Source organism: Salimicrobium halophilum, assembly GCF_900100295.1.
Lineage (GTDB): Bacteria > Bacillota > Bacilli > Bacillales > Halobacillaceae > Salimicrobium > Salimicrobium halophilum.
Map to the genome: position 1 here is coordinate 477175 of NZ_FNEV01000001.1, position 21370 is coordinate 498544.

The window sequence follows — 21370 nt, forward strand, 5'->3', positions numbered from 1 at the left end:
CACCTCTATTAAATGTAAGCGCCATCCTTTTATTTTCAGTATGTGTACGGCTTTTCTGTTTCCAGAAATTAATTCTCCTCTGTCTCACGTTTTTATTCTACTTTTCTTATTAAACCCGATGAAAAAGGCGGAACCCGACCACGGATTCCACCCATCATTCAACTTTTTTATCGCCCTGTACATTCTTCCTATTCTGTTTCATTTCCTTATCGGACTGATAGATAAAGGCGAACACTTCAGCAACAACCTGATATAGTTCTTCAGGGATCTGTTCATTAATATTGAGTTCGGACAAAAGTTCAATGAGTGTAGCGTCTTCTTGAACTGGAACATCCGCTTCTTTCGCACGATCCAGAATTTTATCCGCTATATACCCGTGACCTTTGGCCGTCACTCTCGGTGCTTCCCCACTCTCAGGATCGTAGGTCAGCGCAACCGCTTCTTTTCTTTCGTTTTCATTCTTCATACGCGAAAATCCACCCCCTGGAAATTGATGGACGGTGTCTGTTTATGCTCTTCGACTCGACTTTCCCCCCTTCCCGCCTTCACCTGCATGGAAGCAAGAGAATAACCGGCATTCTCCAGCCCATTTTTCAGTTTGGTTTCAAAACTTCCTGCAACTTCAGGCAGCTGCTCCGCTTCATTGAAAACAGTTACATGTACTCCTCGGTTTCTTACCTGAAGATCGATCACCGTTTCCTTAAGATTTTCCAGGTCCAGATAGAAAAGTATATGGCAATGATTAGGGTCTATCGTACCGTCTTCGTTTTTCTTTCCTTCCACGTTCACGTGGATATCTTTCCTTGCCTCCAACAATTGTCCCGGGAACTGTAAGGAAAATTGCAGAGATTGAGCAGTCTCCTGAGAAGCGGTCATCTGCATAGAATTGAAAAAATGAAGAAGATTTCTAGCTGCTTCAGCTTTAGGAGTCTGCCCCTCTCCGAGAAGAGCCAAAAGCCCTGTTTTCATGGACGGTTCAGGTTGAGAATTGTTTTGACGAAGAATTGCTTCATCATCGAGACCGCTCATCTGCTGAAATGCCCTTACTTGTAGCAGCAACCGTTCCTGTAAAGGCAGCGGAGATACCTTTTCTGTCAACACCGTCCACTCCGTCAATGTTTTTTGCAGGGAAGGAGGGAGCTGCGTTTCAAGTGTCTGATGGATTTTCTTCATAGCTGCTTGCATCATACGAATAGCGTCTTCAGAAGTGGCAGCCCTACTATTAGGAGAAAACTTCATCGCTTCGAAAGGGATTTGATTGATCACTTTTTCGATGGAAGACCTCTCCGTTCCCGACATGGGAGCTGTGAGTTTTTGGAAGGTTCCTTGCGTCATCAACTGCCGGTGATTCTCCACAAATGACTGGAGCAAGGCCTGCGGACGGGATTCGCCCCCCGAGGTGAACATCCGATTAAATTGCCCCATCCACTGAGATAATTTCTGCGTCTCCTTCCCGGAAAGGGGAAGCTGTTGCCTGAAAAGATTCTGGATTTTTTCTGCTGTTTCCGCGGAAAAATCCACTCCGTTCTTTGGCAGTACCCCACGAGTCCCTTGACCTTGACGATGTGTAGCCGTCAGAGGGAGCATCTGGTTCATATCCTTTATAACCGGTTGCTCTCCTGAGCGTGAAAAGCTGCTCACGGACAATTTCTGCATCCCTTGAAACAAGTTTTGTTGAGCGGATTTGGAACCAGACAGGTTTCCTATAATTGAATTCTGCCCCTGCTGTAAAACATTCGATCGGAAGGATCCAGGCGATTGGGTCGAAGGAAAGACGCCCGCTCGTTGAAGAACCCGAAAAGACTGAGACTGATTCGCCTGAGCTTCATTCATAAGTTTTTGATTTGCGGCTTGCTGAACACTCCCGTTGCTATCTGAGGCAACGATAGAACTCAACAAAGTGGAAGCCCTTGAGGCGAGCTGGAAAGGCCCTCCCCCTTTACTGAGTTGGTTGAAAAGCGTTTGTAATTGCGTCTGTTTAGAGGTTGTTAGAGCATGGAATACAGATGGTCTGATAGGCAGCTGCTTTTCGAACATTTCTTTTAATACAGCAACTGTTTGAGGACTTTTGGATGATTGCAGCATCGAAAAAGCCTGCTTTAATTCCTGCGCATTAAAAGGAATCCTACTGTCCATCAACATCTTAGCGAAGGCAAGCGTCTGATTGTTCGCTTTCATTCCGTGAGACTGCATCCATTTTTGTAGAGATACCGTTTCGTCTCCTCCTGGCTGATTCGCCAATACTTTCAGATGGATCGGTTCTTTCCCGGGCTGGACTTGAAACAGGTAGTTCTGTCCTTTCGTAAGCGATGTTTCAAGACGGGCATGCACCTGTTTTCCGCCGATATCAACGATGGCACGATTTTTCGGTAAAAGTTCTGCCACTTTCCCATTGATCACTTTTCCGGCACTCAAGGCTGGTGAACTTACTTTTTGAACTTTTTGCAGTGAATGGAACATACTCTGTATCGTCGTATTCATATCATTACCCTCTTTTCATTCAGGAGCGGACAGGTACGAAACTTTTTCTATGGTATGGGGTGATTCCCTCTGCCTTTATCGCATCGAGGTGCACTTTCGTCCCGTATCCTTTATTATTGGCGAACCCGTAGCAGGGATAAGACTCACCAAGGTCTTTCATAAACCGATCTCTTGTCACTTTAGCAATCACGCTCGCAGCAGCAATGGAAACGCTTCGCTCATCCCCCTTCACATAAGCCTCCTGGTCACTTTTCACGGGAATGCTCATAGCATCTACGAGAAGGAAATCAGGAGCGTATTCCATATTCTCTACCGCTCGTTTCATAGCCAGTTTCGTTGCCTGATAGATATTAATTTCATCGATCTCCTCTGCGCTCGCTTCCCCTACCCCTACATCCGCATACTTCATGATTTCGTTATAGAATGAATCTTTGTCTTTCTCTGTGAGCTTTTTGGAATCATTCAGACCATATAAAGTGAATCCTTCCGGTAAACGCACACATGCTGCCGTGACCGGACCCGCAATCGGCCCTCTGCCTGCTTCATCTATGCCGGCTATATAGCTGTATCCCTTTGCCTTTTTCTCCTCTTCCAATAGACTCATTTCATGCCACTGGTTTTCAAGTTCTTCTCTACGTGCTTCCTGTTTTTTTATACGTGCAACGATTTGCTGGACACCTTTTCTTTCATCTTCCTGAATGTCTGCTAATGTCAAAAGCCCCTGCTTTTCTTCTTCCTTCAATTGCTTCACTGATTTATTCGGCATTGCGGATCCTTCCTCTCCTTTTTATATCGGAAAAAAATAAAATAATTGAATGGTTTCGTGAGATGGAACCCAGCGCTAAAGTTTTCTAATGAAAAAAAGAAAACGCGTCATGGAAGAGATCCACACGCGTTACGGCCGTTCAAAACTGATTCTGCCGAGCCGGTCATTCCTCAAATCATGGATGATGATTTCAGCCACTTTTTCGTAATTTACGACACCGCCACCTTCAAGCGCACCTCTTCTTTTACCGATTTTATCGAAGGCTTCCACTACATCTTCGAAATCGGAAAAACCGAACCGTGCTTCCATCAGGTCAGGGTAATGATCCTTCAAAAGATTAAGGATATAAATAGCCACTTCATCCTGAGGCAGAATCTGATCCTTGATCGTCCCTATCGAAGCAAGACGGAACCCGATCGCTTCGTCTTCGAATTTCGGCCAGAGGATGCCTGGAGTGTCCAATAGTTCAAATTCATTCTTTACTTTGATCCACTGTTGTTTTTTCGTTACACCAGGTTTGTCTCCCGTTTCCGCTTTCTTCTTATGAGCAAGACGGTTGATCAGCGAGGATTTCCCGACGTTTGGGATCCCTACGATCATTGCTCTCGGATTTCGCGGATTTATACCTTTCGCCCGCTGCTTATCAAGCTTTTCCTGGGTAATTTGGCGTGCCGCCTGAGCTATTTGCTGAACGTCTTTCTTATTATTCACATCTATTGCAATCGCGTAAGAAAATTGACTTTGAAAATAATCAAGCCACTCTTTCGTCACCTCCGGATCAGCCAGGTCCTTCTTCATCATGACGACCAGTTTCGGCTTATTCTGGATTTCTTCCTGTAACATCGGATTCTGAGAAGAAGCTGGTGCTCTTGCATCTACCAGCTCGATAACGAAATCGACAAGCTTCAAATTCTCTTTCACTTCGCGTCTCGCTTTGGCCATGTGGCCTGGATACCACTGAATACTCACCTTAGTCCCTCCTTTAATCAAGCCATTGAATGCGCTCCGGCGGCCAGTAAGACAGAATCGCCTCTCCTACGACCTTTTCAAGCGGTACGACTCCAAACGCCCGGCTGTCTGTAGAATTCCTGCGATTATCCCCCAGAACCAGGACGTTACCTTCGGGGATTTCCGAGTAACCACCTTCGAGCTGCTCCAGCTCAAAGTTTCTCGTGTATCTCTCCCCCTCCGGCATTTCCCTTATCCTATCTTCCAGGAACGGCTCTTCCACCTGTTCATTATTAATATATAGCTGATCATCCCTTACGGCTACGTGTTCTCCTGGCAAACCGATCACTCTTTTAATGTAATCTCTCCGTTCTGTTGCATGGAAGACGACGATATCAAAACGGTGAGGAGAACCGAGGGTATAGTTGATTTTACTCACGATCAAGCGATCCTCATTATGTAAATTCGGAAGCATGGATGGACCTTCCACTACCACAGGGGCGAAAAGGAACAACCTTACAAGGATAGCAAGAACTGCTGCCACGGCCAGTGCTTTTGCCCAATCTATGATTTGTCGTTTCATATTCGAAGCACCTTCTTTTCCATTATAACAAAAGGCGATCCTATCCGAAAAAGCACAGAAGCAGGATCCTGCTTTTGTTCGTTTATCTATTTTATCAGAAAAAAAGGAGCTTGACAGCGCAAGCTCCTTTTCCACTATTAAATGATCTCTTTAATACGCGCTGCTTTTCCGCGTAGGTTACGCAGATAGTAAAGTTTCGCCTGACGTACTTTACCACGGCGAGTGCGTTCAATTTTTGCGATTCTTGGGCTATGAAGCGGGAATGTACGCTCTACACCTACACCGTAAGAAATCTTACGTACCGTAAACGTTTCGCTGATTCCTCCGTTTTGGCGTTTGATGACGACCCCTTCAAATACCTGGATACGCTCGCGGCTACCTTCAACAACTTTTGCGTGTACTTTTACAGTATCACCAGGGCGAAAGTTGGGATGGTCCGTACGGAGCTGATCCTTTGTAATGTCATGAAGTAGTTCCTGCATTTTTTTCACTCTCCTTTTAACTAATGCTCATCCCTCTATGAGCGAGCGGAACATCGTTTTTTCCACTTAAACCGAACGTTTAAGCACAACGTATAATATAGCATATTATCCCTTTTAACACAAGGGTTTATCAGCTTTTTTTCCATTCTTCTATCAAAGCCTTTTCATTATCCGAAAGCTCTACTTTATCGAGGAGATCGGGACGTCTGGCAGCCGTCCTTTTCAAAGACTCTTTGCGGCGCCATTCGTCTATTTTGGCATGGTTCCCTGATGTTAGAACCTCGGGCACTTCCATCCCCCGAAAGTTCTGTGGGCGCGTATAATGAGGATGTTCAAGTAGTCCGTTCGAAAACGAATCTTCCGGAGCCGACTGCTCATTACCCAGGACTCCGGGAAGTAATCGCACGACAGCATCCATCGTAACCATTGCCGGCAGCTCTCCGCCAGTAAGGACATAGTCACCGATGGAGATCTCATCCGTAACGAGGTGTTCACGAATCCTTTCATCGTATCCCTCATAATGGCCGCACAAAAACACCAGATGATTCTCCTCCGAGAGTTCTTCTGCTTTACGCTGAGTCAGAGGTTCTCCTTGAGGACACATAAGAATGACTCTGGCTTCTTTGTCGGGATTGATCGCCTCCATGGCATCAAACATCGGCTGCGGGGTAAGAACAAGTCCTGCTCCCCCTCCATACGGATAATCATCGACTTTGTTATGCTTGTTCGTCGTGTAATCCCGGAAATTGATGAACCGATGGGTGAAAGCACCATTTTCCCCGGCCCGTTTTAAAATAGAAGAGCGGAGAACCCCTTCGAACATTTCCGGAAATAATGTCAGAATATCAATATGCATCAGTCCAACAGTCCCTCCATAGGTTCAATAATAATCGATTTCTTTACTACATCGATATACGTAACGACATCTTCAATGTAAGGGATAAGCGCATCTCCTTTCCCTTCTCTCTCTACCACCCATACATCATTCGCACCAGGGGTCAGGATTTCTTTGATGGTCCCGACATAATGGCCACCGGTTGTATACACATAACATCCGATGATTTCATGAAAATAATATTCATCTTCATAAAGGATGCCCGGATTATCTTTTTCGACCATTAACATCCCATCTCTCAAAGATTCCGCTTCGTTTACAGTCGGATAGCCCTCGAAAGTAAGAAGATCAAAACCCTTATGGATACGGTGGTTGCCAACGACAAGTTCCGTCACCTGTTCATTACCTTCATTCGTCCAGTACAACGTATTACCTTCTTCGAAACGTTCCTCGAAATCCGTGATGCGCTTGACCTTCACTTCCCCTTTTATTCCATGGGTATTGATGATTTTACCGACATTCAAATACTCTTGATCCATTTAAACATCCCTCACTCGCTTTATGACTCCATCTTCAATGACGATTTCTCTATCCTTCAGTGTTTCCCATCCCATACCTTCTTCGATATCTATGACACTATCCACTTCTTCGACTGTCAGTTCATAACTCTCAGGAAGGATATCCAGCTGTTCTAATTGATAGCTGATCGCTTCCACCTTATTCTCCCGCTGTTTGATTTCCTGACTCATCCGTTCTTCGATCTTTGAAGGCAGTGTACCGTACTTGTGCTCTAACTTCTTCTGTTCAAAATGAAGCTGTTCCTTTTCCGTTTCCACTTGCTTCCGCTGGTTACGCAGGCGATCGCTTTGTTTGTTTCGCTCTGTTTCTGTGAGGACAACTTTCACCGGGACTTTTTTCATTATTCTCAAGAGCGTCACCCCTTTTCGGATGCAAAAAAAGGGAAAGGTTTTAAATCCCTCTCCCTCTTCTTACATGATATCTACATAAACCTTCTTGTTGTTGTCTCTATTAGCTGCATAGACGACGGTGCGAATCGACTTCGCGATCCTGCCGTTCTTACCGATCACTTTCCCTACATCATCCTGATGAACAGTTACGTGATAGACTACCTTATCCGGTTCTTCATTCACGTCGATAACCAGTTCCTCAGGATGATCGATCAACGGTGAAACAATCGTTTCAAGCAAGGTTTTCATGAGATCACACTACTTTATTTTTGATTTTTTTTATCGTGGAACTGCTTCATGATTCCTTCTTTGGAGAAAAGGTTACGGACTGTGTCACTCGGCTGAGCACCATCAGTCATCCACTGAAGAGCTTTCTCCTGATCAATGTTCACTTCTACCGGATTTGCTACCGGGTTATACGTTCCGATCTGCTCAATGATACGACCATCACGAGGGGAACGGGAATCTGCTACTACTACACGATAAAATGGGTTACGCTTTGCACCCATGCGCTTCAAACGAATTTTAACTGCCATATTTATTGCACCTCCGATTAATATTAATGACTCACACAGATTAAGATTTTAGCAGAAGTTCAAAACTGTGTAAAGCATTTTTCCATTACATAAAAGGAAAATTCATTCCTTTTCCTTTTTTGCCTTTTTGATTGCTGAATTGTTTCATCATCTTCTTCATTTCATTGAACTGTTTCAAGAGCCTGTTCACTTCGGATACAGACGTACCTGAACCTTTGGCGATCCGCTTCTTACGGCTCGCGTTCATCACAGAAGGGTCATGACGTTCCTTTTTCGTCATGGACTGAATGATGGCTTCCACATGGACGATCTGTTTATCGTCGAAGGAAGCGTTCTGCAACCCTTTCATCTTGTTCGCACCAGGAATCATATTGATGATTTCATCCAGTGGTCCCATGTTTTTGACCTGATCCATCTGCTCGAGGAAGTCGTCAAAGGTGAAAGAAGCATTCTTCATCTTGGCTTCTAATTCTTTCGCCTGCTTTTCATCCACCTGCGTTTCCGCTTTTTCGATAAGGGTGAGCATGTCCCCCATACCGAGGATACGGGATGCCATACGTTCCGGATGAAAGACTTCAAGCTCATCCAGTTTCTCTCCCATACCTACGAATTTGATCGGTTTCCCGGTCACTGCCTTGATGGAAAGAGCAGCACCACCTCGGGTATCCCCGTCAAGTTTCGTCAGGAGAACACCGGAGATATCGAGTTGTTCATCAAAGCTCTCCGCTACGTTCACGGCATCCTGACCGGTCATCGCGTCTACGACGAGAAAGATTTCATCCGGATTGACCGCCTCTTTGACCCGGCCAAGTTCACCCATAAGCTCTCCGTCAATATGAAGACGACCGGCCGTATCGATGATGACGTAATCCTGATGGTCTTCTTTTGCTTGTTCCACGGCCTGTTTGGCGATATCCACAGGATCAGCTTCTGTCCCTTGGGAATGCACAGGGAAATCAAGCTGTTTCCCGATTGTCTCGAGCTGATCGATGGCTGCCGGACGATAGACATCGGCCGCTGCAAGAAGCGGTTTACGGTTATAGCTCTTGCGAAGAAGATTGGCAAGCTTCCCGGTAGTCGTCGTCTTACCGGCACCCTGAAGACCTACCATCATAATGACAGTAGGAGGCTTTTTCGCTACGGCGATTTTACTCTCATCGCCACCCATCAGCTCCGTAAGCTCCTCTTTGACGACTTTAATGACCTGCTGTCCGGGAGTCAGGCTCTCCATTACTTCCTGACCGATGGCACGTTCACGGATTCTTTTCACGAAATCCTTTACGACTTTGAAGTTGACGTCGGCTTCAAGCAGAGCCAGACGAACTTCTCGGGACATCTCTTTAACATCCTGCTCGGTGACTTTCCCTTTTCCTTTTATCTTCTGAATCGTTTCCTGCAAACGATCTGAAAGTCCTTCAAAAGCCATTCGGAAGACCCCCTATTCTAATTCTCTCAGTTGATCCACATATCGCTTTAACGGGTCCCGTTCTTCAAGCGATTGTTCCATCTCATCCAGTAGCTTCTGACGCTTACTGAACTTATCGTACAGAAGCAGTTTATTTTCATACTCCTCAAGCATCATTTCTGTGCGCCTAATGTTATCATAGACGGCCTGTCTCGAAACATCGAAGGTTTCCGATATCTCTCCAAGCGAATAATCCTCGAGAAAGTACAGCTCCATGTAACTTCTTTGTTTAGGAGTCAAAAGCGATTGATAAAAATCAAACAAAAAATTAACTCTCGTTGTCTTTTCGAGCATCCCTCTACTCCTTGTTAAGTGAAATACCTTTACAAACATTAATACTAAAGGAGGGAAGGAAGGGCTGTCAAGGATTATCCCTTCTCTGTCTCTTCTTCATAATCATCAATCATATCAGCGAACAATCCATACACGAATGCATGAGCATCAAATGTTTCAAGATCGTTCACGCCTTCACCGAGACCAACGAGTTTCACCGGAATCTCAAGCTCCCGGCGGATCGCCAGAATGATACCACCTTTTGCAGTACCATCCAGCTTAGTCAGTACAATCCCTGTCACATCGGTCGCTTCGGAGAACGTTTTCGCCTGGCTCATTGCGTTCTGCCCTGTAGTAGCGTCCAGCGTGAGTAGCACCTCATGAGGAGCTTCTGGAATCTCCCGGGAGATGACCTTTTTCACTTTGGACAATTCATTCATCAGGTTCACTTTGTTCTGCAGACGTCCGGCTGTATCACAGATGAGCACGTCCGCTTTTCTTGACTTGGCAGCCTGGATTCCGTCATAAACGACTGCGGCCGGATCGCTGCCCGCATTATGCTTGATGACATCGACCCCGACTCTTTTGCCCCATGCATCCAACTGTTCGATGGCACCGGCACGGAACGTATCTCCAGCCGCAAGAAGCACTTTCTTCCCTTCCTGCTTCAACTGATACGCGAGTTTGCCAATAGAAGTCGTTTTTCCAACACCGTTGACACCGACGAACAGATACACCGTGAGGTCGCCTTCTTCTTCATGAAGACCTTCGACTTCCTCTTCATCATCTTCCCCGTAATAAAGCTCTACGAGTTTCTCGGAAATCACTTCTCTTACTTCCTTCGTATCCTTGATATTACGGCGCTTCACTTCCATCTCCAGTTCTTCGATCAGTTCCATGACGGCATGAACTCCGACGTCTGCGGAGATCAGAACTTCCTCAAGCTCTTCGAAGAATTCCTCATCCACTTCCCTGTATTTAGCTACGAGATCATTGATTTTCGTTGAAAACGAGTTCCTCGTTTTGGCAAGGCCTTTTTTGAATTTCTCTGCAATAGAGACTTTTTCCCCATCTTCCACAGGTTCCGGTAATTCTTCTTCCGTCCATTCCTCTTCCGATTCATGAGAAGGAGGTTCCTGCAGCTTGGCTTCCGGTTCTTCCGTCTCCGGAGCTTCCAATTTTTCCTGTGCAGGAGCTTCGAGTTCCACAGTTTCTTCCGTTTCCGGTTCTTCAAGCTCAGGAGTCTCTTCGGTCACAGGGCTTTCTAATTTTTCACTTTCTTCCGCTTCATCAAGCTCAAGTGCTCCTTTATCAGAGTCTGTAGCTTCGTCGATTGATGGATCGTCCTGTCTGGAACGATCTTCAGAGGTCTCTGTTCCGGTTTCTTCCTCCCGGGCGGGTGCTTCTACATCCTCTGCGTCTTCTTTTTCATGATCGACTGGTTCTCCGACTTCGATCGGGGTAAACTTTTCTTTCAGTTTTTTGAAAAATCCCATCTAACCTTCCTTCCTTTACACTTCTAGTAATGATTCCGATTCCTCAAGCTTCACAGAGACGACGCTGGAAACGCCTGACTCCTGCATCGTAACTCCATATAAAACATCTGCATGTTCCATCGTACCCTTGCGGTGAGTGATGACGATGAACTGGGTTTCAGCACTGAAATCTGTAAGGAATTGAGCGAAACGATCGACATTCGCTTCATCCAAAGCAGCTTCCACCTCATCAAGCACGCAGAACGGTACAGGACGTACCTTCAGAATAGAAAATAAGAGGGTGATAGCAGTGAGTGCCCGTTCGCCTCCCGAGAGCAGGTTCATGTTCTGCAGTTTCTTACCTGGTGGTTGGGCTACGATCTCTACCCCTGTCTCTAAAAGATCATCCGGGTCTGTGAGAGTCAGATCAGCTTTACCTCCCCCGAAGAGTTGTCGGAATACATGTTCGAATTGACCGCGAATCGCCTGGAACGTTTCTTTGAACTTCCGTTCCATCTCCTGATCCATTTCACTCATGACTGTACGCAAGGTTTCTTTTGCTGAAAGGAGGTCCTCTTCCTGCCCTTTGAGAAACTCGAAACGTTCTCTCACTTCTTCATATTCATCGATCGCTGCGAGGTTTATCGTCCCCAGCTCTTCGATGCCCCGCTTGATCAATTTCACCCTGGTTGTAGCTTCGTCTACATCAGCTACACGTTCATACGTTGCCTTCGCTTTCTCATAGGTCATTACATATTCCTCTTCAAGGTAGCGAAGCAGGTTTTCAAGCTCAACGTCGAGCCGATTCGCTTTCACCTCTTTATCCTGGAGGTTCTGTACAAAATTCGAATGAATACGATTCGTTTCTCTGATCACAGCATCCAGGTCTTCCACTTCGGTCTGTAACAACCTGCGCTTATCCTTCGCTTCTGTAAGCTTCGAGGACAATGCTTCTTTTTCTTCACCCTTCGCATTTATCTTCTCTTCGAGTTCTTCCTTAGTTTCTTCAGAGTGGAAGAACGACATCAGCTCTTCGTAACTTTCTTCCACCTTTTGAAGAGAAGCCGCTTTCTCTTTATGCTCCGCTTCGATCTGACGCACCTTTTCTTCTGCATTCCTTGCTTCCGCCTGGTGAGTAGCAAGCTGCACTTTCAATTCCTGTTCTTTCTTCCTTAGAGCATCTTTGTTTTGTTCTTTTTCTGCTTTGACATTCGTCAACCGGTCGATTTCCTGCTGAGTCTGTTCGATTTTCTTCTCAAGCTCATCGAGATCACTGTCGATGGCAAGCATATCTTTACTCGTCTTGTCATACTCTTCTTTTTGCTGGACATACTCACGGTCGAGAAAGGCAAGCCGCTCTTCATAATTATCGATGGAGAATTGTAGTTTCCGCTCTTCTTCCCTGTGGGTACGGACTTCTTTTTCGACCTCACTACTTTTCTGCTCTACTTTCTGCAGGTGTCGTTCCTGTTCTTCCATCGATTCTTTCAGCGACTTCACCTTCTTCTCGGCGCGCTTCATTTTCTCTTCATAGTCTGCAACTTTCTCTGTAAGGTCTTTCAATTCCTGTTCCTGTGAGAAAAGAGATGAAGACTTGCCGGACTTTGCACCGCCCGACATCGAACCACCCGGGTTCACAACATCTCCTTCAAGCGTGACTACTTTGAATTTACGTCCGGTCTTCCGCGCAATAGCATTTGCCGTCTCCAGTGTGTCGGCAATCAGTATGTGGCCAAGCAAGTTACGGAGGATTGCATTGTATTTAGAATCCACCTGAATGAGAGCACTTGCGACACCGACGAATCCACTTTCCTTTCTCACCCCTTCAAGCGTACGTTCAGGAACGAACCTCTCCTTGATAGCTTCCATGGGAAGAAAGGTGGCCCGCCCCTGATTCGTTTTCTTCAGCCATTCGATAGCATTACGCGCGGAAGCTTCATCCGCAGTGATTACGTGCTGAGCCTGAGCTCCGAGTGCTGTTTCGATGGCTGTCATGAACTCTTTCGGAATGGTCACTTTCTCAAGAACAGATCCCTCTACTCCCTTGAGTTGGCGGTTGTCCCGAGCTTTCAACACAGCTTTCACCCCTTGAAAGTAACCGGCGAAGGATTCCTTCATCTCTTCAAGAGCACCTTTTTTCGAACGGAGGCTCTCCATATGCTGATAACCCTGATACAACTTCTGCTGCCATTCTTCATAGGATTGTTTCGTCTGTTTCCACTGATCTTCTTTCTCTTTAAGTTCAGTCGTCAATTGTACTTCCTCAGCTTCTAGAGGGTGCAATTTCTCCACAATATCCTGATGGGTACCTTTCATTTTTGTCAATTCTTCACGAAGTTCAGTCGTTCTTTCGTCAGACTGGTTCGTCTTCAGTTGGTCGGCACGTCTCTTTAGATGCTGCTTTTCATTTCTCTTTGCTGCCTGATCATTAAGAAGATCGATGTAATCAGCTTTCAAGCTTTCAATCGTTTGTTCTATCGTGTCGATTTCCTCATATAGCGCTGAGGCCGTACGATCAATCTGATCTTTCGTATCTTTTTCTATCCGCTTTTTCTTCCGCTTATGTTCCTTTGCTTCCTTTAAGGCTTCCTCTGAAGATGTCAGCTCTTTCCTCATTTTCACGCGATCATTTTCCAGACTTTCCTTTTTCTCTTCATAATGCTTTTTCTTCTCCTGGAAAAGCTCTCTTTTACCGTTCAATCCCTCCAGCTCTTTGGTCAACTGAAGCATCGTCCCGTGCGTTTCTTCAATCAGACTGTCAAGATGAGCTGTCTCTTCACGCTTGTTTTCCACTTCCGTCTGTTTTTGTTCCACCTTTTCGTCAAGCTCCTGTTCCTGCTTCCGGTGGTATTCGATATAAGCTTCCAAAGCTTGCCATTCTCCGTGCATATCTTCAATCTGCGTGACGAGAAGAGCCACTTCTTCTGTTTCAAGTTCTTCTTTCTTTTCCAGATAATCACGTGCGATCGAAGCCTGTTCCTTTAATGGCTCCACCCGGTCTTCGATTTCTGATAGGATATCCTTCACACGGTACAGGTTATCTTCTGTTTCTTCGAGTTTCGCTTCCGCTTTCCGTTTCCTTTGTTTGTATTTCAACACTCCGGCTGCTTCCTCGAAAATGACCCGGCGGTCTTTAGGTTTAGAACTTAATATCTCCTCCACCTTGCCCTGACTAATAATAGAGAAGGCTTCTCTGCCAAGTCCGGAATCCATGAAGAGGTCTACAATATCTTTCAGCCGGCAGCTTTCCTGATTTATATAGAATTCACTATCCCCGGAACGGTAAACCCGCCTGGTCACCTGCACTTCTTCAAACTCAAGTGGCAAGGTATGATCTTCATTGTCCAGAGTAAGTGTTACTTCTGCATACCCTTTGGAATGTCTCGTTTCACTTCCGGAAAAGATGACATCCTCCATTTTGCTTCCGCGCAATGAGCGGGCGGACTGTTCTCCAAGCACCCACCGGATCGCATCCGTTATGTTACTCTTTCCGCTTCCGTTCGGCCCTACGACAGCCGTCACTCCCGAAACGAATTTAATATCTATTTTGTCGGCGAAGGATTTGAACCCAGCCGTCTCCAATTGTTTGAGGAACATCTCTTATCCTCCTGTTTGTCATTCTTTCTCTAACTTAATTATTCTATCATAATAATATTGACGCGCCCACCTGGGTTTTCGAGGGGTTTCAAAATCTCCTGTAATCATCTATCATAGACAATAGCAAAAAATAGGGGGAAGATACCATGAGTTTGGAAGAAGCAAACAGAGATAATTTGAACACACTAATAGAAACACTCGCTGATCGATTGCAGGTGGTCAACCGCGGCCTCCTCGACCCGGAAGATTTCGACCTTGATCATTATCATGATATCAAAGAACTTTACGATATCATCGAAATGAAAGGGCAGCTTAGCGTGTCGGAGATTCAGGCGTTCGTCTCTGAACTGTCTAAATACCGTAAATACTGAATCGGAACACTCGCTTTACAACAACATGGATGGGACCACAAAAAACTCCGAACAATTGAACTATAATTGTTCGGAGTTTTTTTAGGAAGCTTTTGTGCGCGCTCATTCCTCGAAAGAAGGTATCTGAACCTTTACTTAAGCTTCTCCAACGCTTCTTCCGCGGCTTTCTGTTCGGCTTCTTTCTTTGTTCTTCCTATCCCGATTCCTGCGGTATCCCCGTGAATATGTACATGAGCAATAAATTCCCGGTTGTGCGCAGGACCTCGTTCTTCTACAATCTGATAATCGATATCCGCCTGTTTCTCCCGCTGAATGAATTCCTGAAGCTGGCTTTTATAATCCATCGCATGAGAAAAAGCACCACGTTTGATCTTCGGATAGATATAGTAACTTAGAAAAGATAGAACACGGTCGAATCCCTGATCAAGATACAAAGCGCCGATAAACGCTTCAAAAACATCCGCGAGAAGAGCAGGGCGGTGACGGCCACCGGTCATCTCTTCCCCTTTTCCAAGTAGCACATAATCCTGGAAGTTCAAGTCATTGGCAAAATCGACGAGAGAGGCTTCACACACGATAGAAGCACGTAACTTCGTCAAATCCCCTTCTGCCATATTCGGATATTTTCTGTACAGGTACTGGGAAACCCCGAGTTCCAGTACGGCATCTCCAAGAAACTCAAGACGTTCATTATCTTCCCGATCCGTATGACGATGCTCATTCACATAAGATGAATGGGTAAAAGCCTGCTCCAAGAGCGATATGTCAGAAAATGGTACGTTCATATGTTCCTGAAGCTTAGTTAGATCCCCCATAGGTCACCCGTTCCTTTGCATTGTACTTTTGTTTATCTTTTTTTACAGGAAAGGCTGCCTGACATGCAGGCAGCTCCAACATTTAAGACTGACTGTCTATGTAATTGACAGCGTCTCCCACTGTATTGATTTTTTCTGCTTCTTCATCAGAGATTTCCATGTCGAACTCATCTTCAAGTTCCATTACAAGTTCAACTACATCAAGTGAATCAGCTTCCAGGTCTTCTTTGAAAGACGCTTCCATCGTCACTTTAGATTCTTCGACATCCAGACGATCTACGATGATCTCTTTCACTTTTTCAAATGTCTCGGCCATTCCGGTCACCTCCCTTCAGATATTATAGTAAAATTCGGTCCAAAAAACCAGTGTATTTCTCCGTCTTCTTTCGTAAAAAACGGCAGGTTTCGCTTACATGACCATACCGCCGTCTACGTGAAGCGTCTGACCTGTCATATATTCAGCATCTTCACTCAGAAGAAAACGAACGACTCTTGCGACATCCTCCCCTGTTCCAAGGCGATTTAACGGAACCAATGAAAGCATCTGCTCTTTTTGCTCCTCTGTGAGCTCGTCTGTCATGTCAGTAGCGATGTATCCAGGTGCCACAGCATTCACCCTGATATTCTTAGCAGCAAGTTCCTTGGCATTGGATTTTGTAAGACCTATCACACCGGACTTCGCTGCTACATAGTTTGCCTGGCCAGGGTTCCCTGAGACACCGACGATAGAGGAGACATTGACGATACGACCGAACTTCTGGCGCATCATCTGGCGCGTCACCCCTTTAGTGGTAAGAAAGACTCCTTTTAAGTTAGTATCAATGACAGACTCGAAATCTTCTTCCTTCATCCTCATCAGCAAGTTGTCTTTCGTAATACCCGCGTTGTTCACAAGAAGCTCCAGACTTCCGAATGTATCGACTACTTCTTTGATCATAACCTTTACATCTTCTTCCTTCGATACATCCGCCTTGATCTTGAACGCTTCTCCGCCGGCAGCCAGAATCTCATCAACGACCGCCTGCGCCTTCTCTTCACTACCGGCATAGTTTACTGCCACTTTCGCCCCCTTCTTAGCAAGTTCAAGAGCAATGGCTTTTCCGATTCCACGGGACGCTCCTGTGACTAGCGCCGTCTGTCCTTCGAACATTATGAATCCTCCTTATACCAGTCAATGAAAGCTTCAAGACTATCTTTATCATTGATCTGGAATGTTTTCATTCGTCTTTCCACTTTTCTTACGAGTCCCGACAACACTTTCCCTTCTCCTATTTCCACGATGGCGTCCACACCTTCCTGAACGAAGGCTTCCAGCGTTTCCTGAAAGCGCACCGGAGAATAGAGTTGCTCTACGAGAAGCCTGCTTATCTCTTCTTTTTCCTTCACAGGACCAGCTGTTACGTTCGCATATACCGGTACCCTTGCGTCTTCTACCGCTATTTCGTTCAAATAGGAAGCGAAATCCTCTGCTGCGGGTTTCATAAGATCCGAATGGAACGGTCCGCTGACGTTAAGGGGCATCACCCGCTTTGCTCCCTTTTCTTTCAGATTCTCTTCGGCTTTCGATACAGATGGCTTATCTCCGGAAATGACTACCTGACCCGGACAGTTGATATTGGCGATATTCACGACACCATCTACACTTCCTATAGCTTCCTCGATTTCAGCAGTAGACAATCCGAGAACGGCACTCATAGCCCCTTTCCCTGATGGATAAGCTTCTTCCATCAGCTTTCCACGGGTATGTACAAGGCGTACCCCTTCAAGGGCCCCGAGAGATTCGGCGGATACGAGGGCACTATACTCGCCGAGACTATGGCCGGCAGCCATATCCGGCTTCATCCCTTCTTTCTTTAACAGCTGGTCAATAGCAGCACTGACAAGCAGTAAGGCCGGTTGTGCATTCTCCGTTTTCGTAAGTTCTTCTTCAGGACCTTCGAACATAAGTGAAGTCAAAGAATACCCGAGAGCATCGTCCGCTTCGTCAAACAGATGCTTCACGAGAGGGAATGATTCGTATAGATCCTTCCCCATCCCAACCTTTTGGGAACCTTGTCCAGGAAATACAAACGCTACTTTTTTCATTCTTTTTCACCTTCCATTTGTTCAAGAGTTGTTTGAATCGTGGAAGAAACATCCTTCTTCACCATATCACGTGCCTGACGCACAGCATTCACAATCGCGTTCTGATCTGAAGAGCCATGCGCTTTGATTACAGGAGCAGAAAGGCCAAGCAAACCTGCTCCTCCGTATTCCGAATAGTCAAGCTGGTCTTTGAGCTTTTTTAAATCATTTTTGACAAGAGCCGCAGCCACTTTTGTCTTTATGCTGGACATGAATGTCTCTTTGATCATCTTGAACATATTCATCGCTGTCCCCTCGATCGTCTTCAGCGCGATGTTACCTGTGAATCCGTCCGTCACGACAACATCTGCCACCCCATCGAGAAGATCCCTCGATTCGACATTTCCGACAAAATGAATCGGAGCTTCCTGCAGCATGGTAAAGGCTTGTTTCGTAAGATCGCTTCCTTTTCCATCTTCTGTGCCCACGTTCAATAAGCCCACTCTCGGATTATTGATTCCGCGGACCTGCTCTGCATAAATCGAACCTATGATTCCGTATTGCAACAGGTGATTCGGTTTTGCATCTACGTTCGCACCGACATCCAGCATGAGGAACCCTTTGCCGTCAAGAGTGGGAAGGGTCGGGCTTAATGCGGGGCGGTCCACCCCTTTTATACGTCCGACAACAAACAGACCGGCACTCATCAGAGCTCCGGTGTTCCCGGCTGAAATACAGGCATCCGCCCGTCCTTCCTTCACCTCCGTAGCCGCAAGAACCAGCGAGGACTGCTTTTTTCTCCTCACGGCACGTACCGGTTCATCTTCATTCGTGATCACTTCGGATGTATGCACAACATGAAGACGTTCTCTCGATTCCGAAAACGCATGGATCTTCTCTTCGTCCCCTATCAGGGTAATCTCTATGTCTTCATATGTCTGAAGGGCTTCCATCGCACCTTTCACAATCGCCTCGGGTGCGTGGTCCCCGCCCATCGCATCAATAGCTAGTTTCATGACGTCTCTCTCCTTCTACTCTTCGGAACGATACATATAAAACGTTCCAGAAAACACTTCTTCCTGTCCTACATAGCTCGTAACTTCCACTATGGTGCGTTTCTTCTCATCCAAGCCACGCACCTTCGCTTTGGCAACGACCCGCTCCCCGCGCTTCACCTGTCGGGTGAATTTCAGAGAGGAGCTTGCTGTCAGTGCCAGTTCATCATCGATGACAGCTACAGCAAGGGAATTGGCTTGCGCAAATAAGTGGTGCCCTCTGGCTATATCATTACGGGAGAAGACGTGTTCATCTTTGATATCCATGATCGAGATCGCTTTCTCATCAAGCACAAGATCGACGACTTCTCCTATGACATCATCGATGGACAAAGCTTTCACCGTCTCCGTCCATTCCTGGTGTGCCACTGATTTGATTCTTTCCCTCACCTCAGGAATCTGAAGTTCCATACGATCGAGCCGAATCGTCTGTATACTTACGGAAAATTTCTTCGCAAGCTCATCATCTGTCACAAAGGGGGTCGCTTCAATCGTTTCCTGAAGTTCCTTTTGCCTTTGCTGTTTCCCTTTTTTCATTCTCTTCTCCACCGTCCATTTTTATGACTAGGTACTAATAGTAATATATAATACTATACTTGTTAACGCAACAGATGTGAGTTAATCAAGGACCTCTCCAATATTTTCAAGATCATGTCTCAACATGTTCCTTAAAGACCGGAATTCCTCTTTTTCCTCCAACCATCCACTGTCGATGATTTCAGCCGCATCTTTTCTGGCGGTCTCTAGCGCCCGGTAATCGTGAACCATGTCTGCGACTTTGAATTCAGGAAGTCCACTTTGTTTTCTTCCAAAAAAATCCCCCGGACCCCTGATTTTCAAATCCTCTTCCGATAGTTTGAATCCGTCCGTCGTCTCTGTCATGATCCTCATTCTTTCTTTTCCTGTGTCGCCTTTCGGCTCAGCGAGAAGTATGCAATAACTTTGACGCTCTCCGCGTCCCACCCTTCCTCGAAGCTGGTGAAGCTGCGAGAGTCCGAAACGATCGGCATCATAGATGACCATCACACTTGCATTGGGAACATCAACACCCACCTCCACGACAGTAGTGGATACAAGAATTTGTGTCCGGTTCTCTGCGAACTCAGTCATGATCCCTTCCTTCTCTTCATTCGACAACCTTCCGTGCATAAGTCCAACGGTGACCTCAGGTTCATATACTTCCCGGAGTTGTTCGTAAAGCTCGACAGCATTCTGAATATCAAGCTTGTCGGATTCTTCGATCAAAGGACAAATAACGTAAGCCTGACCGCCCTGTTGGACCTGTTTACGGATAAACCCGAGAACTCGCTCTGTCATCTTCCCTTTCACCCAGTAGGTCTCCACTTCTTTACGACCGGAGGGCATTTCATCGATAGAAGAAACGTCCATATCACCGAACGCTGTAATCGCCAATGTACGGGGGATCGGAGTAGCCGTCATGAACAACACATCAGGTTTCATCCCTTTGTCACGAAGAGTGCGGCGTTGTTCCACCCCGAACCGGTGCTGTTCATCGATGACGACGAACCCGAGTTTCGAGAACCTGACATCTTCCTGTATCAATGCGTGGGTACCGATCAATATATCGATCGTGCCCGTTTCGATCTCTTCGATGATTTCCCTTCTCCTGTTTCCTTTAACCGAACCGGTTAAAAGTCGAACGTTCAAGCGACCCCCGAACAATTGCTGTAAAGAAGAAGCATGCTGTTCTGCAAGTATCTCTGTAGGCACCATAAGAGCTGCCTGCTTCCCGGCCGTAACTGCCCCGTACATACTGATCGCGGCTACTACTGTCTTCCCCGAACCTACGTCCCCCTGAAGTAGCCGATTCATACGATGGGGCTGTTTCATGTCTTTCAATATTTCTGCCAGAGAACGTTTCTGGGCTTCCGTCAACGAGAAGGGCAGAGACGCAACAAACTCCGTAAGGACTCCGTTATCATAATGGAGGGCATTCCCTTCCGTCGCTTCTTTATACCTTTTTCTAAGCAGCTGCATTCGCAACTGAAAAAGAAGGAGCTCTTCATATGTAAACCTTCTACGGGCATGTTTCAGCAAAATGCGACTCTCCGGAAAATGCATGTCCCGCATCGCCCTATGTCTCTGAGGCAACTTGTACATGTCGAGATAACTTTCGGGGAGCACTTCATCCACGTGATCTCCGAATTCTTCGATCGCTTCGCGCATCACTTTTTTCAATGTGGAGAGTTTCACATGTTCACTGACGGAATAAACCGGCTGGATAGGTGCGTCGGATTTCGCTTCCCCTTTCTTCAAGTGGGTAGCTGTCAACTGCAGGCGGTGCATGTCCCATTTCCCTGTCACCGTGACCGTATCATCCATTTCCAGGCTCTTTTTCAGAAAGGCACGGTTGAACATAACGACCTTGACAGCAAATTCTCCCACTTGCATCGTGAAAGTCAGCCTTGATTTTTTCTTGCCATAATAGGCAAGGGAAGGTTGTGTGGCAACCTTCCCTTCGAGTGTCGCTGTTTCCTTATGAACCAATTCCGTCAGTGGCTTCACTTCAAATTCATCATAACGGAACGGAAAATAAAACAGCAGATCACGTATCGTATAGATTGATAGATCATTCAGATAGGAAGCGAGTCTTTCCCCCACTCCCTTCACTTGTTGTACCGATTGATCCAGCACT

At 46.2% G+C, this 21370-nt stretch carries 23 protein-coding genes; 1 reads left to right on the forward strand and 22 read right to left on the reverse strand.

The annotated features are described in order from the left end of the window. Positions 1-154: 154 nt before the first annotated feature. The 15 genes from BLQ44_RS02585 to smc form a co-directional block, all read right to left on the reverse strand. Positions 155-466: an EscU/YscU/HrcU family type III secretion system export apparatus switch protein gene (locus tag BLQ44_RS02585; RefSeq protein WP_093191737.1), complete on the reverse strand. Its 312-nt coding sequence runs from the start codon at positions 464-466 to the stop codon at positions 155-157. Then, positions 463-2481, reverse strand: coding sequence for a hypothetical protein (locus BLQ44_RS02590; protein ID WP_093191740.1), 2019 nt, complete (start codon positions 2479-2481; stop codon positions 463-465). Before BLQ44_RS02590 ends, BLQ44_RS02585 begins: the two co-directional genes overlap by 4 nt. A gap of 19 nt (positions 2482-2500) precedes the next feature. After that, complete coding sequence (locus BLQ44_RS02595) at positions 2501-3247, reverse strand: ribonuclease HII (RefSeq protein WP_093191742.1); 747 nt, start codon at positions 3245-3247, stop codon at positions 2501-2503. 129 nt (positions 3248-3376) lie between these two features. Beyond that, on the reverse strand, positions 3377-4216 hold the full coding sequence (gene ylqF / locus BLQ44_RS02600) for a ribosome biogenesis GTPase YlqF (protein WP_093191745.1): 840 nt from the start codon (positions 4214-4216) through the stop codon (positions 3377-3379). Between the two features lie 13 nt (positions 4217-4229). After that, entirely contained in the window at positions 4230-4778 is a 549-nt protein-coding gene (lepB, locus tag BLQ44_RS02605) for a signal peptidase I (RefSeq protein WP_093192024.1), read from the reverse strand. A gap of 137 nt (positions 4779-4915) precedes the next feature. Then, positions 4916-5260, reverse strand: a complete 345-nt coding sequence (rplS, locus tag BLQ44_RS02610; protein WP_093191748.1) for a 50S ribosomal protein L19 — start codon at positions 5258-5260, stop codon at positions 4916-4918. Positions 5261-5390: 130 nt separating this feature from the next. Beyond that, positions 5391-6116 carry a tRNA (guanosine(37)-N1)-methyltransferase TrmD gene (gene trmD, locus BLQ44_RS02615; protein WP_093191751.1) on the reverse strand — a complete coding sequence of 242 codons (726 nt, stop codon included), beginning with the start codon at positions 6114-6116 and terminating at the stop codon, positions 5391-5393. Then, entirely contained in the window at positions 6116-6634 is a 519-nt protein-coding gene (gene rimM, locus BLQ44_RS02620) for a ribosome maturation factor RimM (protein ID WP_093191754.1), read from the reverse strand. Before rimM ends, trmD begins: the two co-directional genes overlap by 1 nt. Continuing rightward, positions 6635-7015, reverse strand: coding sequence for a YlqD family protein (locus tag BLQ44_RS02625; RefSeq protein ID WP_093191756.1), 381 nt, complete (start codon positions 7013-7015; stop codon positions 6635-6637). Positions 7016-7084: 69 nt separating this feature from the next. Continuing rightward, positions 7085-7312 (reverse strand): KH domain-containing protein, encoded by a 228-nt coding sequence (locus BLQ44_RS02630; protein WP_093191759.1) that lies wholly within the window; start codon positions 7310-7312, stop codon positions 7085-7087. Between the two features lie 14 nt (positions 7313-7326). Continuing rightward, positions 7327-7599: a 30S ribosomal protein S16 gene (gene rpsP / locus BLQ44_RS02635; protein WP_093191762.1), complete on the reverse strand. Its 273-nt coding sequence runs from the start codon at positions 7597-7599 to the stop codon at positions 7327-7329. An 85-nt stretch (positions 7600-7684) separates the two neighbouring features. Then, entirely contained in the window at positions 7685-9025 is a 1341-nt protein-coding gene (gene ffh, locus BLQ44_RS02640) for a signal recognition particle protein (protein WP_093191764.1), read from the reverse strand. A gap of 12 nt (positions 9026-9037) precedes the next feature. Beyond that, positions 9038-9358, reverse strand: a complete 321-nt coding sequence (locus tag BLQ44_RS02645) for a putative DNA-binding protein (RefSeq protein ID WP_093191767.1) — start codon at positions 9356-9358, stop codon at positions 9038-9040. A 74-nt stretch (positions 9359-9432) separates the two neighbouring features. Next, complete coding sequence (gene ftsY / locus BLQ44_RS02650) at positions 9433-10416, reverse strand: signal recognition particle-docking protein FtsY (RefSeq protein WP_218118997.1); 984 nt, start codon at positions 10414-10416, stop codon at positions 9433-9435. A gap of 432 nt (positions 10417-10848) precedes the next feature. Beyond that, on the reverse strand, positions 10849-14409 hold the full coding sequence (gene smc, locus BLQ44_RS02655; protein ID WP_093191774.1) for a chromosome segregation protein SMC: 3561 nt from the start codon (positions 14407-14409) through the stop codon (positions 10849-10851). A gap of 146 nt (positions 14410-14555) precedes the next feature. Between smc and BLQ44_RS02660 the strand changes: the two genes are divergently transcribed. Then, complete coding sequence (locus BLQ44_RS02660) at positions 14556-14780, forward strand: DUF1128 domain-containing protein (RefSeq protein WP_093191777.1); 225 nt, start codon at positions 14556-14558, stop codon at positions 14778-14780. A gap of 131 nt (positions 14781-14911) precedes the next feature. Here the strand turns inward: BLQ44_RS02660 and rnc are convergent, their stop codons facing one another. The 7 genes from rnc to recG all read right to left on the reverse strand — a co-directional run bounded on the left by rnc (position 14912) and on the right by recG (position 21369). Then, positions 14912-15595, reverse strand: a complete 684-nt coding sequence (gene rnc, locus BLQ44_RS02665) for a ribonuclease III (protein ID WP_093191779.1) — start codon at positions 15593-15595, stop codon at positions 14912-14914. An 82-nt stretch (positions 15596-15677) separates the two neighbouring features. Beyond that, positions 15678-15911, reverse strand: coding sequence for an acyl carrier protein (gene acpP, locus BLQ44_RS02670; protein WP_093191782.1), 234 nt, complete (start codon positions 15909-15911; stop codon positions 15678-15680). 93 nt (positions 15912-16004) lie between these two features. Further along, positions 16005-16745, reverse strand: a complete 741-nt coding sequence (fabG, locus tag BLQ44_RS02675) for a 3-oxoacyl-[acyl-carrier-protein] reductase (RefSeq protein WP_093191784.1) — start codon at positions 16743-16745, stop codon at positions 16005-16007. Beyond that, positions 16745-17680: an ACP S-malonyltransferase gene (gene fabD / locus BLQ44_RS02680; protein WP_093191787.1), complete on the reverse strand. Its 936-nt coding sequence runs from the start codon at positions 17678-17680 to the stop codon at positions 16745-16747. Before fabD ends, fabG begins: the two co-directional genes overlap by 1 nt. After that, entirely contained in the window at positions 17677-18675 is a 999-nt protein-coding gene (gene plsX, locus BLQ44_RS02685) for a phosphate acyltransferase PlsX (protein ID WP_093191790.1), read from the reverse strand. Before plsX ends, fabD begins: the two co-directional genes overlap by 4 nt. Positions 18676-18690: 15 nt before the next feature. Next, the gene (gene fapR / locus BLQ44_RS02690; RefSeq protein ID WP_093191793.1) at positions 18691-19251 is read right to left on the reverse strand and encodes a transcription factor FapR; all 561 of its coding nucleotides are present in this window, start codon (positions 19249-19251) and stop codon (positions 18691-18693) included. An 81-nt stretch (positions 19252-19332) separates the two neighbouring features. Then, a complete protein-coding gene (gene recG, locus BLQ44_RS02695) occupies positions 19333-21369 on the reverse strand; it encodes an ATP-dependent DNA helicase RecG (protein ID WP_093191795.1) in 2037 nt (678 codons plus the stop codon). Between the last annotated feature and the right edge of the window lies 1 nt (position 21370).